Annotated in this window: 19 protein-coding genes; 11 read left to right on the top strand and 8 right to left on the bottom strand. The window is 73.2% G+C overall.

Annotation, left to right across the window (positions count from 1 at the left end; genetic code table 11):
- Window position 1: 1 nt before the first annotated feature.
- The 3 genes from ACF09E_RS27735 to ACF09E_RS27745 form a co-directional block, all read right to left on the bottom strand.
- Window positions 2-2,452, bottom strand: a complete 2,451-nt coding sequence (locus tag ACF09E_RS27735) for a protein kinase (RefSeq protein WP_392207944.1) — start codon at window positions 2,450-2,452, stop codon at window positions 2-4.
- A 108-nt stretch (window positions 2,453-2,560) separates the two neighbouring features.
- Entirely contained in the window at window positions 2,561-3,058 is a 498-nt protein-coding gene (greA, locus tag ACF09E_RS27740; RefSeq protein WP_148005938.1) for a transcription elongation factor GreA, read from the bottom strand.
- Window positions 3,059-3,247: 189 nt separating this feature from the next.
- The gene (locus tag ACF09E_RS27745; protein ID WP_392207946.1) at window positions 3,248-3,649 is read right to left on the bottom strand and encodes a DUF4307 domain-containing protein; all 402 of its coding nucleotides are present in this window, start codon (window positions 3,647-3,649) and stop codon (window positions 3,248-3,250) included.
- Between the two features lie 98 nt (window positions 3,650-3,747).
- Here ACF09E_RS27745 and mca point away from each other — a divergent pair, with 98 nt between their 5' ends.
- Together mca and ACF09E_RS27755 are read left to right on the top strand one after the other, a co-directional pair.
- A complete protein-coding gene (mca, locus tag ACF09E_RS27750) occupies window positions 3,748-4,629 on the top strand; it encodes a mycothiol conjugate amidase Mca (protein WP_361861595.1) in 882 nt (293 codons plus the stop codon).
- Window positions 4,622-4,858: a hypothetical protein gene (locus tag ACF09E_RS27755; protein WP_392207948.1), complete on the top strand. Its 237-nt coding sequence runs from the start codon at window positions 4,622-4,624 to the stop codon at window positions 4,856-4,858. Before mca ends, ACF09E_RS27755 begins: the two co-directional genes overlap by 8 nt.
- Before the next feature lie 64 nt (window positions 4,859-4,922).
- On the opposite strand, the gene ACF09E_RS27760 is transcribed toward ACF09E_RS27755, so the two are convergent.
- Window positions 4,923-8,291 carry a tetratricopeptide repeat protein gene (locus ACF09E_RS27760; protein WP_392207950.1) on the bottom strand — a complete coding sequence of 1,123 codons (3,369 nt, stop codon included), beginning with the start codon at window positions 8,289-8,291 and terminating at the stop codon, window positions 4,923-4,925.
- A 572-nt stretch (window positions 8,292-8,863) separates the two neighbouring features.
- Between ACF09E_RS27760 and ACF09E_RS27765 the strand changes: the two genes are divergently transcribed.
- The 7 genes from ACF09E_RS27765 (at window position 8,864) to ACF09E_RS27795 (ending at window position 15,006) form a co-directional block, all read left to right on the top strand.
- Window positions 8,864-9,067, top strand: coding sequence for a cypemycin family RiPP (locus ACF09E_RS27765; protein ID WP_392207952.1), 204 nt, complete (start codon window positions 8,864-8,866; stop codon window positions 9,065-9,067).
- Between the two features lie 408 nt (window positions 9,068-9,475).
- Complete coding sequence (locus ACF09E_RS27770; protein ID WP_392207954.1) at window positions 9,476-10,981, top strand: alpha/beta fold hydrolase; 1,506 nt, start codon at window positions 9,476-9,478, stop codon at window positions 10,979-10,981.
- The gene (locus ACF09E_RS27775) at window positions 10,971-11,531 is read left to right on the top strand and encodes a hypothetical protein (protein WP_392207956.1); all 561 of its coding nucleotides are present in this window, start codon (window positions 10,971-10,973) and stop codon (window positions 11,529-11,531) included. Before ACF09E_RS27770 ends, ACF09E_RS27775 begins: the two co-directional genes overlap by 11 nt.
- Before the next feature lie 2 nt (window positions 11,532-11,533).
- Window positions 11,534-12,100: a CypD family RiPP peptide-cysteine decarboxylase gene (locus ACF09E_RS27780; protein ID WP_392208121.1), complete on the top strand. Its 567-nt coding sequence runs from the start codon at window positions 11,534-11,536 to the stop codon at window positions 12,098-12,100.
- Entirely contained in the window at window positions 12,093-12,830 is a 738-nt protein-coding gene (locus ACF09E_RS27785; protein WP_392207958.1) for a class I SAM-dependent methyltransferase, read from the top strand. The genes ACF09E_RS27780 and ACF09E_RS27785 overlap by 8 nt, the downstream gene beginning before the upstream one ends.
- Entirely contained in the window at window positions 12,827-13,459 is a 633-nt protein-coding gene (locus ACF09E_RS27790) for an ATP-binding cassette domain-containing protein (protein WP_392207960.1), read from the top strand. Before ACF09E_RS27785 ends, ACF09E_RS27790 begins: the two co-directional genes overlap by 4 nt.
- Window positions 13,456-15,006, top strand: coding sequence for a hypothetical protein (locus ACF09E_RS27795; protein ID WP_392207962.1), 1,551 nt, complete (start codon window positions 13,456-13,458; stop codon window positions 15,004-15,006). The genes ACF09E_RS27790 and ACF09E_RS27795 overlap by 4 nt, the downstream gene beginning before the upstream one ends.
- A 56-nt stretch (window positions 15,007-15,062) precedes the next feature.
- On the opposite strand, the gene ACF09E_RS27800 is transcribed toward ACF09E_RS27795, so the two are convergent.
- Complete coding sequence (locus ACF09E_RS27800) at window positions 15,063-15,470, bottom strand: type II toxin-antitoxin system VapC family toxin (protein ID WP_392207964.1); 408 nt, start codon at window positions 15,468-15,470, stop codon at window positions 15,063-15,065.
- A complete protein-coding gene (locus ACF09E_RS27805) occupies window positions 15,467-15,730 on the bottom strand; it encodes a hypothetical protein (protein ID WP_392207966.1) in 264 nt (87 codons plus the stop codon). Before ACF09E_RS27805 ends, ACF09E_RS27800 begins: the two co-directional genes overlap by 4 nt.
- A 150-nt stretch (window positions 15,731-15,880) precedes the next feature.
- Here ACF09E_RS27805 and ACF09E_RS27810 point away from each other — a divergent pair, with 150 nt between their 5' ends.
- Together ACF09E_RS27810 and ACF09E_RS27815 are read left to right on the top strand one after the other, a co-directional pair.
- Complete coding sequence (locus tag ACF09E_RS27810) at window positions 15,881-17,800, top strand: hypothetical protein (RefSeq protein WP_392207968.1); 1,920 nt, start codon at window positions 15,881-15,883, stop codon at window positions 17,798-17,800.
- Window positions 17,801-18,000: 200 nt separating this feature from the next.
- Entirely contained in the window at window positions 18,001-20,019 is a 2,019-nt protein-coding gene (locus tag ACF09E_RS27815; protein WP_392207970.1) for a thioredoxin domain-containing protein, read from the top strand.
- 76 nt (window positions 20,020-20,095) lie between these two features.
- Here the strand turns inward: ACF09E_RS27815 and ACF09E_RS27820 are convergent, their stop codons facing one another.
- Together ACF09E_RS27820 and ACF09E_RS27825 are read right to left on the bottom strand one after the other, a co-directional pair.
- Window positions 20,096-20,503, bottom strand: a complete 408-nt coding sequence (locus ACF09E_RS27820) for a rodlin (protein WP_341622677.1) — start codon at window positions 20,501-20,503, stop codon at window positions 20,096-20,098.
- 94 nt (window positions 20,504-20,597) lie between these two features.
- The gene (locus ACF09E_RS27825) at window positions 20,598-21,638 is read right to left on the bottom strand and encodes an LCP family protein (protein ID WP_392207972.1); all 1,041 of its coding nucleotides are present in this window, start codon (window positions 21,636-21,638) and stop codon (window positions 20,598-20,600) included.
- Window positions 21,639-21,641 lie beyond the last annotated feature (3 nt).

Genomic DNA, 21,641 nt, shown 5'->3' on the forward strand with positions numbered 1-21,641 from the left:
ACTACTCCTTGTCGCCGGGGGAGCCGGGCAGCGCCACGGAGGCGACCGCGCCCTTGTCGAAGACGACGTACGCGATGCCGCCCACCGGCAGCACCTCCGGCGGCCGGATCTGCTTGCCGACGAGGTCGCCGTAGTCCGGGTCGTGGTACTCCTCCTCGGCGCGCGGACCGGGCGCGCCCGGCACCGGGACGACCTTGGGATCGCCCGGTCTCCCGTCGGCGCCGAGCCGCACCGTGTGGAGCGCCGAGTAGTCGGCGTACACGACCTGGTCGCCGGCGAGCAGCGGGGACGACCAGCTCTGCGCCAGACCGGACGGAGCCCGCTCGGCCGGGAAGGAGGCGAGGGTCCCGCCGGTGCGCGGGTCGAGGATCCGCAGGCCCCCGTCGAAGGCGACGACGGCCCGCGGGCCGACTACCGCCGGGGCCGTCGTGCCGAGGTCCCCGGGCAGCGCGGCCCGGGGGGCGAGGGTGCGGGCGTCGAGCACGTGCAGGGTCGTACCGGTACCTCTGCCGGGGCCGCCGCCCGGGCCCCCCGCGGTGCAGTACGCCGCCGGGCCGAGCACCTGGACGACCACGCATTCCCGGGCGTCGGGCTCCACCTGGCCGAGCTGCGTCCCGGTCCGCCCGTCGTACGACACGAGTCCGCCCTGGCTGAGGGCGTAGACGACGCCCCCGGCGTAGGCGACCGGCTCGTACGCCCGGCGCTCGGCGAACGAGGTCTCCCCGTTGGTGAGCTCCTCCGACCAGAGCGTGCGCCCGTCGGCCAGGGAGAACGCCGTCAGCGCGGCGCGCACGTTCAGCGCGTCCTCCGCCACGTTCGTCGCCGCGAAGACGATGCCGTCGGCGACGACGGGCCGGGTGGCCCAGAAGCCCTGCGGGCCCACCGCGGGCTTCTCCCAGCGCACGGCCCCGCTGCGCGCGTCCCGGACCTGGAGGGAGCCGTCGGCGACGAGGACCGCGCTGCCGTCGTGGACGGTGGGGGCCGTGGCGTTCCCGGCCGTGAAGGGGAAGCCCTTGCCGGTGACGTAGGTGTCGCCGGGGGTGTCGCGGGCGGCCGGGACGTCCCACAGCCGGTGGCCGCCCGCCGGGTCCAGCGCCTCGTACCGGCCGTCCGTGGTCCGGCAGACCAGCACCTTCTCGCCGGCCGAGCAGCCGAGCGCGGGGGCCTTGAGCCTCGTCTGCCAGGGCTTCCAGCCGGCCGGTCGCTGGGCGGTGTTCTGCGGGACGACGCCGGAGGAGTCGGCGAGGCCCCGGCCGTCGACGCCCGGGATCCGGGGCGCCGCCGACGCGGCCGGCGGGGCCGCCTTCGCGGGCCGCGGCTGCTTCGGCGCTCCCTCCGGCCACAGCAGGTACGCGCCGACGCCCCCGGCCACCACCGCGAGGGCCGCGGCGAGCGCGACCGCGCGGCGGCCCCGGCGGGCGGGTGCCTCCGGCGCGACGGCGGGCTCCGGCGGGACGGCCGGCCGTGCCTGGGTCGCCTGGGAGTGCGGGCCGGGCGCCGCGGGACCCGCCGCCCCGGGGCCGGCCGCGGGCCCGGCCGCCAGGAGCGGTCCGCCGGCGGCGACGAGCTGGGCGAGCTCGGTGCCGTACTCCCCGATGTGCTCCCGGATGTGCCCGGGCCACGGGAACACCCTGGGCGCGTCCCCGCCGAGGAGGTCCGCCAGCGCCTCGGGCGCCGGCCGGTCCGCCGGATCGGCGGCCAGGCAGCCGGCGACGGTCTCGCGGAGCTCCTCCGGGAGCCGGGAGAGGTCGGCCTCGGCCTGCGAGACCCGGTAGAGCACGGCGGCGAGGGGGCCGTCGCCGAAGGGGTCCTCGCCGGTCGCCGCGTAGCAGAGGAGCGAGCCGAGGCAGAAGACGTCGGACGCGGCGGTCACCCGCCGGGCACCGGCCACGTGCTCGGGCGACATGAAGGAGGGGGTGCCGACCATCACGCCGGTGGCGGTCATGGTCGTGGCCGCGTCGCTGCGGGCGATGCCGAAGTCGATGAGCCGGGGCCCGTCCACGGAGAGCATGACGTTGCCGGGCTTGAGGTCCCGGTGCAGCACCCCGGCCCGGTGCAGGTCGGCGAGGGCCCGCGCGACGCCGGCGCCCAGCGCGCGGACGGTGGAGACGGGCAGGGCGCCGCCCCGCCGGACGGCCTGCGAGAGGCTGGGGCCGGGGACGTACGCGGTGGCCAGCCAGGGCACCTCGGCGTCCGCGTCGCCGCCGAGCGGTGCGGCGGCGTACGGGCTGTCGACGAGCGCGGCGACCCGGATCTCGCGGCGGAAGCGGTCCCGGAAGGCCGGATCGCCGGCGACGTCCCGCCGGACGGTCTTCACGGCGACGAAGGTGCCGTCCGCGCCGGAACCGCCCCGCCCGAGGAAGACCTCCCCCATCCCGCCCGCCCCGAGGCGGGCGAGCACCTCGTACGGTCCTATCCGGCGTGGCGCGCCCTCGCGCAGCGGTCCCAGCACTTCGCCATCCCCCTCGTGACGCGACGTCAGGCCGCATCATGGCACGCGGGTGCAGACGGCACGAAGGGCCGGCCCCGGTGGGGGCCGGCCCTTCGCGGAGAGCCTGGATCAGCCGGTGTACGGCTTCGCGCCGAGGATCTTCACCGTGGCCTTCTTGCCGTTCGGCAGCTCGTACTCGGCGTCGTCACCGGCCTTCTTGCCGTTGACGCCGACGCCGAGCGGCGACTGCGGCGAGTAGGTCTCGATGTCACCGCTCGCGTACTCGCGGGAGGCGAGCAGGAAGGTCATCGTGTCGTTCTCGTCACCGTCGAAGGCGATGGTGACGACCATGCCCGGCTCGACGACGCCGTCGTCCGCCGGAGCCTCGCCGACCTTGGCGTGCTCGAGGAGCTGGGTCAGCTGCCGGATGCGGAGCTCCTGCTTGCCCTGCTCCTCCTTGGCCGCGTGGTACCCGCCGTTCTCGCGCAGGTCCCCCTCTTCGCGGGCGGCGGCGATCTTGACGGTGATCTCCGTGCGCGCGGGACCAGACAGGTACTCAAGCTCGTCCTTGAGCTTGTTGTACGCCTCCTGGGTGAGCCAGGTGACGTTGTCGCTGGTCTGGGTCACAGGTGCTCCTCGTAGGTACTGGGAATACAAAGCATCGCCCTACACGGGAAAGCTCTGCTCTCCCGGGTGGGCGAAACCACGAGCCTAACAATGAGTGGCGAAAAGCGGGAGGACATAACCATCGGGATGGCGTCACCCCAGGTCACCGGGGTGACTCGCCGGGACTCGACACCCGGTCCCTACCCACCGCTACCGGGCCGTACACCCCACGAGCTCCGCGCTCGTCGCCTGCGCGGTCGTGCGCAGCGAGAAGACGCGGTCGATCCGCCCGGCGGGGTCGTCGATCCGGACGTCCTTGCGGGCCACCTCGGCGCCGTCCTCCGAGCGGGAGCGCAGGGTGCAGACGCCCTTGGCGTCCTCGTCCTTGCGGATCTCCAGGTGCACCTGCACCTCGGTGGAGCTCACCACGTCGAACTTGATCATCTCGGCGCTGATCTTGCTGTCGACCACGTAGTACCAGCCGAACCAGCCCAGCAGGCCGAGGAAGAGCACGCCGAGCACCGCGCCCGTGATCCTGAGCCTGCGGTCGGCCGCCTCGTCCGCGGAGCGCCCGTAGCGCCCCTCGGGCAGCTGCTCTCGCACCGCGCTCATGACCGATCCTCTCGAAGCCGGGGGTGGCGGAATTTTCGCTCCCCCGATTCCGTCACTATAGAGACCACCCTCCGCGTCGAATCACTGAGGATCGAGTCTTGACTGAGCAGCTGCGACTGATGGCCGTTCACGCCCACCCCGACGACGAGTCGAGCAAGGGTGCGGCCACGATGGCCAAGTACGTGTCCGAGGGGGTGGACGTCATGGTCGTGACGTGCACGGGCGGCGAGCGCGGCTCGGTCCTGAACCCCCAGCTCCAGGGTGACGCCTACGTCGAGGCGAACATCCACGAGGTGCGCCGCAAGGAGATGGACGAGGCCCGCGAGATCCTCGGCGTCTCCCAGGAGTGGCTCGGCTTCGTGGACTCGGGCCTCCCCGAGGGCGACCCGCTGCCGCCGCTCCCCGAGGGCTGCTTCGCCCTGGAGGACGTCGACACCGCGGCCGGCGCGCTGGTCCGCAAGATCCGCTCCTTCCGTCCGCAGGTCGTCACGACCTACGACGAGAACGGCGGCTACCCGCACCCCGACCACATCATGACCCACAAGATCACGATGGTGGCCTTCGAGGGCGCGGCCGACGCGGAGACGTACCCGGAGGACGAGTTCGGCCCGGTCTGGCAGCCCCTGAAGCTCTACTACAACCAGGGCTTCAACCGCCCCCGCACGGTCGCCCTGCACGAGGCGCTCCTCGCCCGCGGCCTGGAGTCCCCGTACGGCGAGTGGCTGGAGCGCTGGAAGGACTTCGCGGGCAAGGAGCGGACGCTGACCACCTTCGTGCCCTGCTCCGACTTCTTCGAGATCCGCGACAAGGCCCTGATCGCCCACCGCACCCAGATCGACCCCGACGGCGGCTGGTTCCGGGTCCCGATGGACATCCAGAAGGAGGTCTGGCCGACGGAGGAGTACGAGCTCAGCAAGGCGCTGGTGCCCACCTCCCTCCCCGAGGAAGATCTCTTCGCGGGCATCCGCGACAATGCCTGACATGAGCGCACACCTGGCACTGACCCAGCTTGTCCCCTTCGCCGCCGAAGAGCTGGACGAGAACAAGGTGACACCCGGCGTCCTCGGCTTCGTCGTCTTCGCCGTGCTGGCCCTCGCCGTCTGGCAGCTGATGAAGTCGATGAACCGCCACATGGGCAAGGTCGACTTCGAGGAGGCCCCCGACCCGGCGGCCGCCACGGAGGCCCCGGCCGCCTCGGCCGGCAAGTAGCGGCACCGCCCCCGGGCCCGTACCCCCGCGGTACGGGCCCGGGGGCGCCGTCGTGCCCCGACGGCTACCCCCGCGGCACCCCGAGGACCTCCCGGGCGTGCCGGTTCGGCACCATGCCCAGGTCCCACGCCTGCCAGGGCGTCGACGGGTGCACGCCCCGGCCGAGGACCACCGCGTACGCCTCGGCGCAGTCGTCCAGCCGCGGATCCCGCGCCGGATGCCGGTCCGCGACCAGCGCGGCGAGCTCCTCGCGGGCCGTGGCCGTCCCCGGCTCCGGGCTGCCCGGCACCGCGTGCGGCAGCAGGGTGCAGCGCAGGAAACGGGCCCAGTCCGCGCCCCGCCGGTCGCCGTAGCCGTCGAACAGCGCACGGGCCTCGTCGCACAGCCCCAGCGCCTGCGGCACCCGGGCGTTGCCGGCGTCGATGACCGCCAGTTCGAGCGAGGTCCACGCCTCCCCGTGCGGCACCCCGATGCGGTGGAAGTCCGCCCGCGCGTCCACCAGCAGCTGCCGCGCGAAGCCCGAGTTCCGCAGACCGCCGGTCCGCGCCGCCAGCTGGTCGCGGGTCACCCGCCCCGAGTGGTGCCGGGCGCTGGCCAGCCCGTACACGTCCCGCATCCGCGAGAACATCGTCCGCGCCCTGCCGAGCTCACGGACCGCGTCGTCCCGGTCGCCCCGCTCCTCCAGGGCGTGGGCCAGGTGGAACAGCGTCCACGCCTCCCCGCGCGCGTCCTCCTGCTCCCGGTGCCGGGCCAGCGCCCCGCGCAGCCCCTCCACCGCCGGCTCGGCGTCCCCGGCGGCGAGGCGCGCCCTGGCCAGCTGGGTCAGCGCCCAGGCCTCGCCGCGCCCGTCGTGGATCCGCCCGTAGCCGTCGAGCGCCTCCCGCAGCGAGGCCTCCGCGGCCGGCACGTCGCCCCGCAGCAGCAGGACCTGGCCCCGCTGGAAGTGCGCCCACGCCTGGCCGTGCGGCGACTCGTGCTCCCGGTGCAGCGCGAGGGACCGGTCGAGCAGAGCGGAGGCCTCCGCCAGGTCTCCCCGGTCCCGCTCCACCGCGGCCAGCGCGTGCAGCGTCCAGCCCCGGTCGGCGGCGAGCGCCTCCGGCTCCTGGAGCGCCAGCGCCTCCCGCAGCCTGGCCGCCGCCTCCGCGAGCCGGCCCTGGTGGTGCAGGGTGATGCCCAGCGAGCAGAGGGCGAGCGCCGCCCCCGGTTCCTGCCGGGCCTCCTGGTAGAGCGACACCACGGACGTCAGGGTCGTCCGCGCCTTGTCGAGCTCGCCGAGCTGCCGGGCCGCGATGCCGGTGCGCCACTGCACCGAGCGGGACAACTGCCCCTGCCCGACGGCCTCGGCCAGTTCGTTGATCTCACCGAGCCGGTACAGGTCGCCCCGCAGCAGGCAGTAGTCGCAGAGCGCGCCCAGCAGGTCGAGCACGGTCTGCTGATCGACTCCCTCCGTGTGCCGCAGGGCCGCCGTGATGAAGCTCGACTCCTCGTCCAGCCAGCTCAGGGCCGCCTCCAGCGAGCCGAAGCCGTGCCCGTCGAAACGGTTCGCGCGGGTCGACATCTTGCCGTCGACCATCCGGATCACCGCGTCCGCGAGCTCCGCGTAGTTCCGGATCAACCGCTCCTGCGCCGCCGCGATCTCCGCCGCGTCCTCCTCGTCGACGAGCCGGAGCGCGGCGAAACCGCGCACCGCGTCGTGCAGCCGGTACCGCTCGCCGCGCACCGGGGCCAGCAGCCCCGCCCCCGCCAGCTCCCGCAGCAGCCGGGCGCCGTCGGGGCCGGTCCCGTCGAGCAGCGCGGCGGCCGCCGCCGCGCCGAGCGAGGCCCGCCCCGCCAGCGAGAGCCGCCGCAGCAGCCGCCGGGCCTCGTCGTCGAGGTCCACGGAGTACCGCGCCCACAGGGCCCGTTCGACCGGGGAGCCGCCGTCCGTCCGGCCGAGCGCCGCCGCCACCTCGTCCCCCGACCGCCGCCCCAGCAGGGAGCCCGCCGCCCGCAGCGCCAGCGGAAGCCCGCCGCACAGCTCCCGGATGCGGTCCAGGGCCTCCGCGTCGTACGGGCCGGAGTCCGGCGCCCCGCCCGCGGCCCGCAGCAGCTCCTCCGCCCCGGCCGCGTCCAGCGCCGCGACCGGGAGGACGTGCGCGGGCACGTCCCCCAGGTTTAGCGGCTCCCGGCAGGTCACCAGGACCAGGCTCTCCGAACGCTCCGGCAGCAGGGCCCGCACCTGCGCCGCGTCCACGGCGTCGTCCAGGATCACCGTCACCGGGACCCCGGTCAGCTGCCGCTGGTACAACTCCGTGAGCCGGGCCGCCTGCTGGTCCGCCGTGGCGCCCTCCCGGAACAGGAGCCGCTCGCGCGGGGCGCCGAGCCGGTTGAGCAGATGGAGCAGCGCCTCCCGGGTCGCGAGGGGCCGCTCTCCGCTCGCGCCACCCCTCAGGTCCACCACGCAGGCGCCGCGGAACTGGTCGCGCAGCGCGTGCGCGGCCCGCACCGCGAGCGCCGTCCGCCCGGAGCCCGGCTCGCCGTGCAGCAGGACCACCGTCGGCCGCGTCGCCGGCGACGCCCGCCCGGTCTGCACCCAGCGGGTGATCCGGGACAGCTCCTCCCGCCGCCCCGCGAAGTCCCCGCCCGCGTCCGGCAGCTGCCCGAAGGACCGCTCCAGCACGGCCCGGCGCCGGGCCGCGGCGCTCCGGTCCGCCCCGCGCAGCCGGTCGGGGCGGACCGTTCCCGTCACCCGGTCCTGGGCGGGCCACCCCGTCACCGGCTCGGGGCGGTCTGCCCCGGTCGGCCGGTCGGGTCGGCCTGCCCCTGCCTGCCGGTCCCCGGCGGCCCGCTCCTCGGGACCGTCCGCGAGCGGACCCCGCCCGCCCGCGCCGCCGTCGGCCGCCTGCTCCCGCTCCCGTGCCAGGAAGGGCAGCATGCCCCGGACCTCCAGAGCCGCCAGCCACCGCTCCCGCGCGGCCTCGACGGCACCGTCCGGTCCGGCACCGTCCGGTCCGGCACCGGCCCGCCCCGCACCGTCCGGCCCCGCCCCGGTCGCCGCCGACTGCCCGCCCCGCCCCGACGTCGCCTTCAGCACCGTCGCCGCCGCGCCCGCCACCGCCACCACCGCGCCCGCGCCGAGCGCGGTCCCCGCCGTCGTACCGAGCGCCAGGTCCGCGCCGACCGCGGCGACGGCCGCGACCCCGGCGACCAGCGCGGGCCCGCGGAACGCCGGACCGGCGGAGCCGACCGCCGCGGCGCGGCTGCCCGCCTCCTTCTCCGCGGCCCGTACGTAGGCCGCGTACTCCGCCTCCGCGCCCGCCGCCATCGAGTCCAGCGCTGCCCTGCCCCGGGCGAGCAGCGTCTCCGCGTCCGCCCCGCTCCCGGAGCTCCGCAGCTCCCGCTCCACCGTCCGTTCCCACCGCCGCTCCGCCTCGGCCCGATGGCTGTCCCGCATGTGCGTCCCCCTCCGCGCGTGCCCGACCGTCCCGCTCCTGAGGCCCTGTCAGGCCCCGGACCGTGCGCGTCCAGTGTGCTGCGCGGTGCGCGCGGGCGCGAGAGAGGAAGGGAGAAGGGGAGAGGGCGCGAAGACCGACATGCCGAACATCTCCGGAACCCGTGGGGCGAGAAATGGCCGGATGCCGCTCGGGCCGGGTCCCGCGGCCCCCGGCGCGACGACCCACCCGGTCCGGCCCCGTGCCGCCCGGCGCCCCCGCGCCGGAGGCTCCCGGACACGGCTCGCGGCGGGCGGAACCACCGTCCCCAATCTTCCGAGGTGCCCCGTGTAAAGACTCCCGATCGATGGCCGAAAAGAGTCTCCGATCCTCTCGCTTTACCGGGCCTGTGCTATATGCACATTGCCGTGGTCAATTGCCCTTGACGGTTTCTTGAACCTCTGCCTAAGGTCGTTGCGCAGCGTTCAGTTGCAAACGTTGTGCAGCGCGTTCACTCAGAGCGGGCGACGGGGGTGGCAACGTTCGGCGCGCCGAGACCATTCGCTCGCATGACCACCGACGAAAGGTTAGTGAAGTGCGATCTGACATTCTTACGGGGACGAATTCCGCTGTTGTCGGCGCCGAGGCCCTCGCGGCTCAGGACTTCGCCAACAGCATGCTCAGCGCGGCGGGCCCGGGCTTCCACGCGGACTGCGAGACGCCGGCCATGGCCACCCCGGCCACGCCGACCGTCGCCCAGTTCGTGATCCAGGGCAGCACCATCTGCCTGGTCTGCTGACGCGGCGACCGAACCGGTAACCGGAGGGGCCCGTCGCAACCGGGCCTCTCCGGCGCGGTTCGCACATGCTCGGGACGGCGGCCGGACACGCGCCGGGCCCCATGCGGCGGGCCGGACACGCGACGGGCCAGACATGCGACGGGGGAGACGGACAAGCCGGTGAAATGGAAGTGGTGGGGGCCGCGCGCCTCGAATGCGTCAGTAGCTCAGAAAGCGGCCGATCGCGTATTCCTTCCGATTGCGGTCGGGCAGGCGCTTGCCGCCGCCGAGACCCTTTTCCTTCGCGAAGAATTCGAAGACGACGGATATCTGCGCGGGACATCGGCGCAGCAGTACGAGAGCGGTACGTTACGCCACCGAATAGGCCGCGTAATCGACCATCCGCGCACTCCCCGCGTCCTCGCCGGAGTGACCCTCGCCGCCTCCGCGGGGCTGGTCCTCGCCCGCGGCAACCGCGGGGCGCAGATCGCCGCCGCGACGGTCATCGGAGCCTGCAACCGGCTCAGCGAGATCCGCACCCCGTACGGGCGGGACGGCGCGGACCAGATGACGGCGGTCATCACCCAGTACCGGGCCCTCACGGCCCTGATCCCCGACCGGCGGCTCTCCGACGACCTCTTCCTGCGCGCCGTCAACTTCCAGGCCGGGCTGAGCTACGCGGTCTCGGGCGTCTCCAAGGCCTTCGGCAGCAGCTGGGTCCAGGGCGACGCCCTGCTCGAAGTCCTCCAGACCGAGGCCTACGGCCGGGGACCCGCCGCGGCGATCCTCCGCAGGTACCCGCGACTCTGCCGGGCGCTCACCGTCGGCACGATCGTCTGGGAGACGTCCTTCCCGCTGATCTACCTGCTGCCGCGCGCCCAGGCCTCCCACGCGCTCACGGCCGTCAAGGGCTTCCACGTCGGCGTGGCCGCCGCCATGGAACTGCCGCGCTTCGTCTGGGGGTTCTTCGGATCCCACGGAGCCGTCGGCTACGTCCTGGACACCCGCGGCGCACCCCGGACCTTCGAGAAGGCCGTACTCGGCATCGCCGGCGGCGCCGTCCTGACGAGCGCGCTCATCGCCCGCGAGAAGCGCCGGGTCGCCGAGCAGCGACGCCTCGGCCCCAAGGGCGCCACGCGGCTCGCGCTCGCCGACGGCGACGTCGAGTACCGGGTGGACCGCCCCGCCGAGGGCACCCCCTCCCGCGCGGTGATCGTCCTGGAGTGCGGCCTCGGACAGTCCCTCGAATCATGGGAGTGGGTCGCCGCCGGTCTGGCCCGGCACCACACGGTCGTCCGCTACCACCGCTCCGGCTACGGCCTCACGACCTCCCGCGCCGCCGACGGCGACCTCCTGGCCGCCGTCCTCGACGAGGTGGGCGCCGAGGGGCCGGTCGTCGTGGCCACCCACTCCATCGGCTCGCTGAGCGCGGCCTCCTACCTGGGCGACGGGCCCCTCGCCGGCCGCGTCGACCGGCTGATCGTGGTCGACGGCACCGATCCGGTCCTGCTGGACGAGGACCGGACGGACCGCAGACGCCTCGGCCGCTTCCTCCAGGCCCAGCTCTACACCCTCGTGGCGGCCCTCAGCGGCATCTACGAGTGGGCGCCCAACGCGGTGGAACGACAGGCCGGTTACATCCCCGACGTCCAGTACAGCCACGTGCAGTTCGTGTTCTCCCCGAGGAACATCGTCAACTCGGTCCGCGAGTACCGCCGCATCCGCACCGAGGGCGCCGTGGAGAGCCTCGGCGCGGTGGAGTCCGTCCTGGTCGTCGCCTCCGACGAGTACGCCGACCAGCAGGCGGTACTGGCCGGGAAGCTCGGGGCGAAGTACGAGGTGGTACGCGGCTCGGCGCACCGGTCGATCATCGGGTACCGGGAGCACGCCGAACAGGTCGAGGGCGCTATCAGAAGGTTCATGGATGCTTACTGACCGGATCAAGGGCGGGGCGGCCACCGTCGCGATCGGGGCGCTCGCGGCGCACCTGGTGGCGACCGTGCTCCAGAACACCCCCGACTCCTACAACCAGGACATGCGCACCTTCACCGGCGGCTGGCCCGTGCCCGGCTGGCGGTTCTTCGCACCGAACCCGGGCGTGCAGAACGTCCACCTCCTGGTGCGGGAGACCACCGGCGACACACCGACGCCGTGGCGCGACGTGACACCCGTCGTCCCGCACGGCTGGACGCAGGTGCTGTACAACCCGCGCAGCCGCGGCCCCAAGGCCCTCTTCGACGCCATGCAGCAGCTCTCCGTCATGAGCGCCAACCAGGCAGACTTCTCGTGGGTCACCCAGAGCCTGCCGTACGACCTGGTGCTCGCCGCGAGCCGGGCCGCGGTGGCCGACGACGCGAGGGCGCTGCAGTTCCTGCTGATGAACGTCTTCCCCAGCGCGCCCGCCGACCAGCGGATGAAGCCCATCCTCACCTCCGAGTGGATCCCCCTCGGCTCCGCCCGCCACACGGCGGGAGCCACCGCGTGACCATGGAGAAGTTCGAGGGGACCGAGCTGCACGTCCACGTCACGGGCTCCATCAGCGCGGCCCTCGTGCCGTGGTGGATCCACTGGCTGCGGGAGTTCCAGCCCGAGCTGGTCGTGAACGTGTCGGTGACCCCCGCCGCCTCCCGGTTCCTGGCCGTCCGGGCGCTCCGGCACCTGGCCAACGGTCAGGTCTGGGTGGACTCGTGGGACGACCCGGACGTGCCGCGCGAGGTCAACTCCGGGAAGAGCGGGGCCTCCGAGTGCTTCCTCGTGTTCCCCGCCACGCTGGACACCGTCATGCGCCTGGCGCAGGGGCGCGCGGACTCGCCCGCCCTCATGATGCTCCAGCTCACCGGCGCCCCCGTCGTGATCGCGGACACGTTCCCGGGAACGAACGAGATCGTCGAGCACCACGTACGGACCCTCAAGCTCCGCCCGAACGTCGAGTTCGCGCCGCGGGTCAACGGCGTACGCGCGAGCGACCGGCAGACGGCCGAGGTGGGCTTCAACCTGCCGGGTGCCCTCGCCACGGCCAACAGGATGCGGAAGGAAGGGCGTTCCGGTGAGTGACCCGAGCGTGTACGACGAGACGGCGATCGAGGCGTACGACCTGGTGTCGTCGATGCTCTCCCCGGGGGCCGGGCTCGTCGCCTGGGTGTCCTCGCACCGTCCGCTGGCCGGGCGGACCGTCCTCGACCTGGGGTGCGGTACGGGCGTGTCCGCGCTCGCGCTCGCCGAGGCCGGCGCCCGGGTCGTGGCCGTCGACGCCTCCCGGCCGTCCCTGGACGTGCTGGAGAAGAAGCGGGTCGACCACGATGTCGAGGCGGTGGAGGGCGACTTCCGCGACCTCCGCCTCGACACGACGTTCGACGTCGTCACGATGTCCCGGAACACCTTCTTCCTCGCGCAGGAGCAGGAGGAGAAGATCCAGCTCCTGCGCGGGATCGCCCGGCACCTGAAGCCGGGCGGCGCGGTCTTCCTGGACTGCACCGACCCCGCCGAGTTCCAGCGCGCCGGCGGCGACGCGCAGTCGGTCACCTACCCGCTGGGCCGGGACCGGATGGTGACCGTCACCCAGACCGCGGACCGCGCCGGCCAGCAGGTCCTCAGCATCTTCCTGGTCCAGGGCGCGTCGACCCTCACCGCGTTCCACGAGCAGGCCACCTGGGCTACGCTGGCGGAGATCCGGCTGATGGCACGGATCGCGGGTCTGGAGGTGACGGGCGTCGACGGGTCGTACGCGGGAGAGCCGTACACCGCGCGGTCCCGGGAGATGCTGGTCGTTCTGGAGCGTCAGTGACCGAGACACCGGCGATCGCCGCGCGGGACGCCACCGTCGTCCTGGACGGCACCACCCTCCTGGCGCCGACGACCTTCGAGGTGCCGCCCGGCGAGTTCTGGTGCCTCACCGGCAGCAACGGCTCCGGGAAGACGACCCTGCTCCGGGCCTTCCTGGGGAGCCGGCGGCTCACCGACGGCGCCGTACTCGTCCGCGGCGAGACCGTCGACATGGCCCGGCCCCGGCACCGGCGCCTGATGGCCTCCCTCGTCGAACCGATTCCCGTCGCCCGTGACATGACGCTCCGCGAGCAGGTGACACTGGTCGCCGCCTCCTGGTACGGCAACACCGCGGAGACCGCCGAACGCGCCGACGAGATCATCGGCCGGCTGGGGCTCACGGCGCTGGGCACCCGCTTCCCCTCCCAGCTCTCCTCCGGCCAGCTCCAGCTCTTCAACCTCGCCCTCACCCTGGTCCGCCCCGCCGACGTCATCCTCCTCGACGAACCCGAACGGCACCTCGACACCGACCGCGTCGACCTCGTCGCCGACCTGCTCACCGAGCGCGCCGAACAGGGCACGTCCTTCCTCGTCGCGACCCACGAGCCTGCCATGGTGAACGCCTGCGACGGCGTCATGGAGCTGGGATGACCACCGACAGCGTCACCGCGGTCGAGGCCGACCCCAGGGACCGCGTCCACGCCGTACGCCACCGGTACGCCCACCGCGGCGACCGCGCCACCGTGCAGGACTGGGCGTACACCGTCTACCTCACCGTCATCCTCGGCGCCGTCTACGTGGCACCCGTCGTCTACCTGGTGCGCACCACCGAGGCCCTGGTCTCCCTGCCGTCCGCCGAGGCGGCGACACCGGTGGCGTGCCTGGTCGCGGCGGCGGTGGTCGGCGGCGCCCAGCTCACCGGCCGGTTCTGGGGACCGCTGGTCCTCAAGCCGTTCCTGCTGCACGTGTTCATGTCGACGGACCTGTCCCCGACGGACTACCTCGGCACCATCGCCCGCCGCCGCCTCGCGTACGCGGGACTCGGCACGCTCCTGCTGCTCTGCACGGCGACCTTCCTGACGACCGACCTGTACGACCGGCCCGGAAGCGCCCTCCTGCCCCAGGGCCTCGCCGTCGCGGCCGGCATCGGCGCCGTCGCCCCCGCCGCATGGCTGTGGGGGCAGGTCCGGACGGTACGCGAGAACGCCCTGCTCGCCTCCGCCATGGCCGCCACGGCGGCCGTCGTCGCCCTCCTCGGCCGGTCCGCCCTCCTCGGCGGAGGCGGCCTGTGGCTCCTCACCGGCACCCTCGCGGTCGCCGCCGTCCTGCTCGGCCGGTCCGCCCTCCGCTCCGTCCGCACGGTCGACCTCACCCGGCTCGCCCGCGAGTCGGCGCGCGCCGCCGAGGCCCAGACCTTCGCCTGGACCGGCACGCTCCACCATGCCCTCGACCTGTACCGCCCGCAGCCCCGCGGACTCACCACCGCGCTGACCCGCCCGGACGGACGGCTCCGCGGCCACCTCGCCCAGGGCGCCGTCCGCGCCCTGCGCACCCCCGGCCGGGCGCTCGCGGCCGTGGTCTTCCTGCCCGCCGGCGGCGCCCTCCTCACCCTCGGGGTCACCGCCCCCGACGCCCGGACGGCGACCCTCTCCTGGACGGCAGGCGCGGTCGGCGTCTACCTCGGCTCCGGCTGGGTCGGCGAAGGCTGGCGCGGACTGCGCGACGAACTGACCCTGGCACCCCTGCTCGGCGAGTGGTGGGGCGGGGCGCTCGCCCGCACCCTGGCCTGGCCGGTGGTCGCGGTGGTGGCCCCGGTGGGCCTGGCGGCCGCCGCCACCGTACCGACCCTGCTGCCGCTCCAGGGCATCGGCCCGACGGAGCCCGCACTGCTCACGGCGGGCACCGTCGTCCTCGCCCTGGGCGCCCGGCTCCTGCGCGAGATGAAGACGAACCTGCCCGTGGAACTCCTGCTCCCGATCATCACGCCCCTGGGCGACCTGTCCGCGCTCCGCGTCTTCGTGTGGCAGTTCGACGGCCTCGTCGTCGTCCTGGCCGGCGTCCTCGCGATGAACGCGATGCCGACCGCGTCCGGCGCCGCCCTGATGGCGGTGGCGGCGGCAGCCTGCTGCACCTGGGCGGGCCTACGCCGCACCGGCTGGTCCCTGCGCCCCCTCGCGTCCCGCCTCGGCAAGGCGTAGCGGGAGTCCCGGTCGACCGGTGGCGGTGGGTTCGCGAACCCGGCAGCCGGTGATGCTCACACCTCTTTGACGATCACGCGCTCGCCGCAGAGCCTCGACCAGTCGTCACGGTCGGAGGTCAGAACGATCACCGGGGCCGGGACGCGGAGCGCGAGCGCGGCGACGAGGGCGTCGATCGCGTACTTGTGCCCGTGCAGCCCACCCGCGTCCTGAAGCAGCTCCACCGCGGTCAGCGAGTCCTCCTGGCTGACCGGCTCCACACGCAGCCGGGACAACACCCACTTCAAGCGCGCCAGATCGGTCTTCCCGTGTACGGCTTCGACGATGGTCAGCGCAGACACGAGGACGGGAACCCCGACCCGCCGGGATGCCTCGATGCGAGCCGCCATCCCGCGGTCGTTGCGCAGGAGCAGGGACAGCGCCTCGGAGTCGAGCACCAGCGACCGGGCCGGCAGTTCCTTCACGCGGCGCCCCGCTCGGCGTTCTCGTCTCCGAACAGCTCACGACGAGCGGCTTCGACCTCCTGCTCCGTGAGCGCGCCGTGCTCCTCCTCATGGTCCGCGACGATCTCGGCCAGCCCATCCATGGCGAGCTGATGCCTGACAGCCTCGGTGATGTAGCTGGACAGCCCACGACGACCGGTCCGAGAGCGAAGCTCACTGACCAGCTCGGTGGGCATGGACACGGAGATGTTCTCAGTGGTCCCGGCTCGGGTCGGCTTCATGTCCAAAGTGTACGACAACCTTTATTACACTGCGAAGGTTGGAGCCCCAATCCGCGGGCGCGGCCTGCTCTTCCGCCCCCGTACTCTGAGGGCGAAGTGATGGGACAGCCCTCTCGGCTCGCCGCGAGGATGGCAGGCGGGTGGCCGGAGATGATGATCGACTACAACGTCAGCGATCATTGGCCTGCGGACACGCCGGACTGGTTGAAGTCCCTCGTCTCGTCCCTCGACCGGCGCCACGGCGCCGGCACCGTTCTGCCGCTTACCGTGGTCGTGGACGAGGTCCTGGAATGGCTGGAGCTGGCCAGCGGCGTCGACGCCTGGAAGAACTCGGCCAACCGTGCGTCCTTGCGCAGCGATCTGGATGAGTCCTTGCGGTCGCTCGGTCCCGCGCTCCGGGCCTACATCGACACATCGCTCGACGAGTTCCAAGCCGCCTTCGCGCGGCTCGTCAGCAGCCCCGGATCTGTTCTGAGGCAGCCGCCGGGCAGCCGCACCGATGCGGTCTGGACCGATGTCGCAACGACCGGGGAGAACCTGCTCGCCGCGCTCGAATCCGACGAAGGAGCCTCCCTCAGCTGGGACGACCTGGTGGCCACGGCGCGGGACCGAACTCTGGCGGATCGGGAGTACCGCCCGATCGCCGACCTGCTCTTCGACCAGTTGCGCAGGCGTGGCCTCAATGCGGAGGGGATCTTCCGGGGGCTTGTCTCCGTGACGGCGTTCGGCCGGGACCCTGACGACCCTCGGGTCGGTGAGAGGGACGTACCGCTGGAGGAGCGCATCGCGAGTGCCCGGACCTACGTCGGCACGCGAGCCGTGGCCGAGCCTGTCGTCGTGTGGCTCGGGTATCAGGGCCGGACGTTCCTGCACCTCTCGGCCGGGCGAGTGTCCTTCCTGGACGCCCACTGGGCAGTGCCCAACGCCCAGCCGGGGGGCCGGGATTTCCAGCACAAGGCGGAGCTCTGGGAATTCGTCCGCCACGGTGGCCTCTTCAAAGTCGCGGAGCTGGTCGACGAGGAATCCGACGTGGACTTCCTTGTTCGAGTCGACCTCGGTACCACCACGGCAGCCGATGCCGTGGACCGTGCCGTCCGCACCGTCGAGACGATCATCGATGTTGCCATCCACAACGCCGGCGGGATCCGCCCGGACCTCGTCCAGCACGGGCTGCTGTGTTCCGGGCGCCGAAGCGCGCAGAGCTTCATGCTCCCCAGACGCAAGACGCCGTTCCCTGACGACCACTACGGTGCGGGCATCACCGCCAAGGCGATCGAAGAGCACGGTCCGCGCATCGCTTCGGCGCTCGCCCGCGAAGACCTGCCCCGGTTCCTTGCCGCCGCGATCGAAGTGCAGACGACCGCCGATCATCCGTTCAGTCGTGACATGGCGATGCGCGAGCCTTCCGAAGCGGACATCCGCAGCGTCATCCCCCTCACGGACCGCGTGGTGCAACACGTCGCGGCTCACGCGGCACTCGCACCCGGCGAGGTGTTCCGTCTGCTCGGCGCGCGCTGGCCACATGCGCGGTGGCTCGCGGACGTGCGACGAGCCGTCGGGATGTGCCTGCTCGGCGGAGGGAACCGGAGTGCTCTGGTCGACGAGCTGACCCGGGAGTGGTTTGCGAACGATCCGTCGCGCCCATGGATCCTGTTCGTCGCAGACCGCTCCATGGATCTGCTCTCGCTCTGCCGCATCGAGCACGAGCGAGCCTGGATCAGCCGGATGTTCTCCAGCGTGAGCGATCACGCGGGGTACCAGACCCTGGTCGAGCGGTACACCGCTCAAGGGATCGTCTTGGAGGCGCGACGGAGCCGCGTCCGCAATGCTCTGGTGCACGGCAATCCCGCGGGCTTCGCGATCGTCGGGTCAGTGCGCGAGTACGCCGAGTTCCTCAGCGGTGGCGCACTCAACATCGCTCTGGAGTCGTACATCGAGGGCGAGGCGCCTGTCGCCGCCCTCGCCCGAAGGACCGGCGAGTTCGACGCGATGCAGAACGGACAGGACGCCGCCGCCTACTGGAGGGCCCGGTGCGCGGCGAGGACCGCGGCGGGCACGTCCTCGGCGTAGGTATCTGGGAGGACGCCCGCGGAGTACCCCGCAGCTCCGGTTGCCGGTGCTGCTTGGACCGGTGCGCGAGAATGGCGCATGCCTAACCGACTGGCGCGCGCCACGTCCCCGTATCTCCCCAGCAAGTGAAATTCGGCCAAGCGGGGCGGGCTCTCCAGGGTTTCACCGGCCGGGCCAGGCGCTGTGAGAGGCTGGGTCGTATGAACCGGTTGGCTGGTATGACCTCGCCTTATCTGCTGCAGCACGCCGACAATCCGGTCGACTGGTGGCCGTGGGGACCCGAGGCGTTCGAGGAAGCGAAACGGCGCGATGTGCCCGTTCTGTTGTCGGTCGGCTACTCCGCGTGCCACTGGTGCCACGTGATGGCGCACGAGTCCTTCGAGGACGATGCCACCGCGGCCCTCGTCAACGAGAACTTCGTCGCCGTCAAGGTCGACCGCGAGGAGCGCCCCGACGTCGACGCCGTCTACATGGAGGCCGTCCAGGCCGCGACCGGCCAGGGCGGCTGGCCCATGACCGTCTTCCTCACGCCCGAGGCCGCCCCGTTCTACTTCGGCACGTACTTCCCGCCCGAGCCCCGCCACGGCATGCCCTCGTTCCCCGAGGTCCTGGAGGGGGTCAAGGGGGCCTGGGCCGATCGTCGTGACGAGGTCGGCGAGGTCGCGGAGCGCATCGTGAAGGACCTCGCGGGCCGCTCCCTCGCCTACGGAGGCGACGGCGTCCCCGGCGACGAGGAGCTCGCCCAGGCCCTCCTCGGCCTCGTGCGCGAGTACGACGCGACCCACGGCGGCTTCGGCGGCGCTCCCAAGTTCCCGCCGTCCATGGCCCTGGAGTTCCTGCTCCGCCACCACGCCCGCACCGGCGCGGAGGGCGCCCTCCAGATGGCCGCCGACACCTGCGAGGCGATGGCCCGCGGCGGCATCTACGACCAGCTCGGCGGCGGCTTCGCCCGCTATGCCGTGGACCGCGGCTGGGTCGTGCCCCACTTCGAGAAGATGCTGTACGACAACGCCCTCCTGTGCCGGGTGTACGCCCACCTGTGGAAGGCCACCGGCAGCGATCTGGCCCGCCGGGTCGCCCTGGAGACCGCCGACTTCATGGTCCGCGAACTCCGCACCCCGGAGGGCGGTTTCGCCTCCGCCCTCGACGCCGACTCCGACGACGGCACCGGCCGGCACGTCGAGGGCGCCTACTACGTGTGGACCTCGGCGCAGCTGACCGAGGTCCTCGGCGCGGAGGACGCCGCCCTCGCCGCCACCCACTACGGCGTCACCGAGGACGGCACCTTCGAGCACGGCAGCTCCGTGCTCCAGCTCCCGCAGGAGGCCGGCCCGGTCGACGCCGACCGGATCGCCCCGATCGCCGCCCGGCTCCTCGCCGCCCGCGCGGAGCGCGAGCGCCCGGGCCGCGACGACAAGGTCGTCGCCGCCTGGAACGGCCTGGCGGTCGCCGCCCTCGCCGAGACCGGCGCCCTCTTCGACCGCCCCGACCTCGTCGAGCGCGCCACCGAGGCGGCCGACCTCCTCGTCCGCGTCCACATGGACGAGTCGGCCCGCCTCACCCGTACCTCCAAGGACGGCCGGGCCGGCACCAACGCCGGTGTCCTGGAGGACTACGCCGACGTCGCCGAGGGCTTCCTCGCCCTCGCCGCCGTCACCGGCGAGGGCGCCTGGCTCGACTTCGCCGGCTTCCTCCTGGACCTCGTCATCGACCGCTTCACGGCCGAGGGCGGCGCCCTCTACGACACCGCGCACGACGCCGAGACCCTGATCCGCCGTCCGCAGGACCCCACGGACAACGCCGCACCCTCGGGGTGGACCGCCGCCGCCGGCGCGCTGCTCTCCTACGCCGCGCACACCGGTTCGGAGGCCCACCGCGCTGCCGCGGAGGGCGCCCTCGGCGTCGTCAAGGCCCTCGGCCCGCGTGCGCCCCGCTTCATCGGCTGGGGCCTTGCCGTCTCCGAGGCCCTCCTCGACGGGCCCCGGGAGATCGCCGTCGTGGGCGCCCCCGGAGACGAGGCCTTCGAGGGGCTGCGCCGGGCTGCGCTGCTCGCGACCGCCCCCGGCGCGGTCCTCGCCGCCGGCGCCCCCGACAGCGGTGAGTTCCCGCTGCTGAGGGACCGTCCGCTGGTGGCCGGTGGTCCCGCCGCGTACGTGTGCCGTCACTTCACCTGTGACGCGCCGGTCACCGACCCGGAGGAGCTCCGCCGGAAGCTCTGAGGAGCCCCCGGAACGGGGACGGCCCCGCGACCCCTCCGAGGAGGGGCGGCGGGGCCGCCGTGCCGAGCGCCGTCGCTCAGCTGTTGCCGGCGCCGTTGCCGGACAGCACGGGGATGTCGCTGAGGATGTGCGACAGCGGCTCGTCACCCTTGGCCTGGGTGGAGTTCTCGGTGCACTGCTGGTTCTGCGGGGAGGACAGGACGTTGATGTCCTGGACCGCGATCGGGACGAGGCCGACCAGCGAACCGGCGTTGACCTTGGCCGGCAGACCGACGCACGGCTTGTTCAGGGAGCCCTGGACGAGCGCGAACTGCGGGCTCATGTTGCCGTGGGTGGCCGAGTTGCCGAACTCCTGGTGGGCGCCGTTGCCGCTGAGCGACGTGGTGCCACCGTCGTCGGCGATGGCGAGCGCCTGTCCGGCACCCGCCGCCGTCGCGCCGAGCACCGACGCGGCCACAGCAGCCGTAGCCAACAGCTTCTTCATTGTTCAGGCCTTTCGGATCGTGGCTCGCTGAGTGCCGAGCCGTGCTGATCAACTGGTCAGCGGTGCGGAGGTTCCGCGAAGTCCACCGGACGGCCTACGGGCAGATGAGCGAAGCCCCCGAGGCGGGCCGGTAGGCGGCGGCCGGCACCTTGCTCGGCGCGACCTCGTCGGCCGTGGGCAGGGACCGGTCCTCGCGCAGCCGCCGGAAGACCTCGGCCGCCCCCTTCTCGTCCCAGCCGACGGTGGACCCGACCCCGGCGACGACCGGGTTGAAGCCGCGTACGGGCACGGTCGCGAAACGGGTGCGGTCCGCGGGCAGGTCGCGCAGCCGGGTGGCGAGCTCCAGCAGCTCCGCGGCGGAGATCCCGCGTTCGGCGGCCGCCGTGCCCCGCAGCGTCGCCGCGAGCCGCCGCAGCCTGCCGGGGTCGCCGAGGACTCCCTCGCGGAGCTGCTCCAGGGTGTTCACCACGAACTTCTGCTGCTTCCGGATGCGGCCGAAGTCCATCTCCCCGTCGGCCTTCCGCGACCGTACGTACTGGAGCGCCTCGCCGCCGCCGACCGGCCTGGTCCCGGGCTGGAGGTCGATCCCGGTGGCCGGGTCGACGAGGGCCTTCTCCGTGCAGATGGGGACCCCGCCGTCGACGCGGTCCACGGTGTCCATGAAGCGGCGGAAGTCGATCTCCAGGTACCGGTGGACGGGCACCCCCGTCGCCGCCTCGACGACCTCCACGGCGTAGGCGGAACCGCCCTCGGCCCAGGCGCCGTTGATCTTCGCCTGGTGCGCCTCGTGCATCTTCCCGGTGCGCCGGTCGCGGTGCGGGTCGGGGAAGGAGACGAGCGAGTCGCGCGGCAGGCTCACCACGTCGACCCGGTCGTTCCGGGCCGAGACGTGGACGAGCATCATCACGTCCGTGCAGTCGCACTCCTGCCCGCCGAGCCGGAAACGTTCCTTCTCCTGCGGGGTCACCCCCTTGCGGCTGTCGATGCCGACCACGAGGAGGTTGAGCCCCTTGCCGGGGGAGGGGAGGGCGGTCGGGGCCGCGGCGAGGGCGCCGGGAGCGAGAGCGGCGAGCGCGGCGAGCGCCACCGGGACGAACAGCGGACGTCGGGCGTTCCGTGATCGCGGGAATTTCATTCC

This window comes from Streptomyces sp. NPDC014891 (genome assembly GCF_043081085.1).
In the GTDB taxonomy this organism is placed as follows: Bacteria; Actinomycetota; Actinomycetes; order Streptomycetales; family Streptomycetaceae; genus Streptomyces.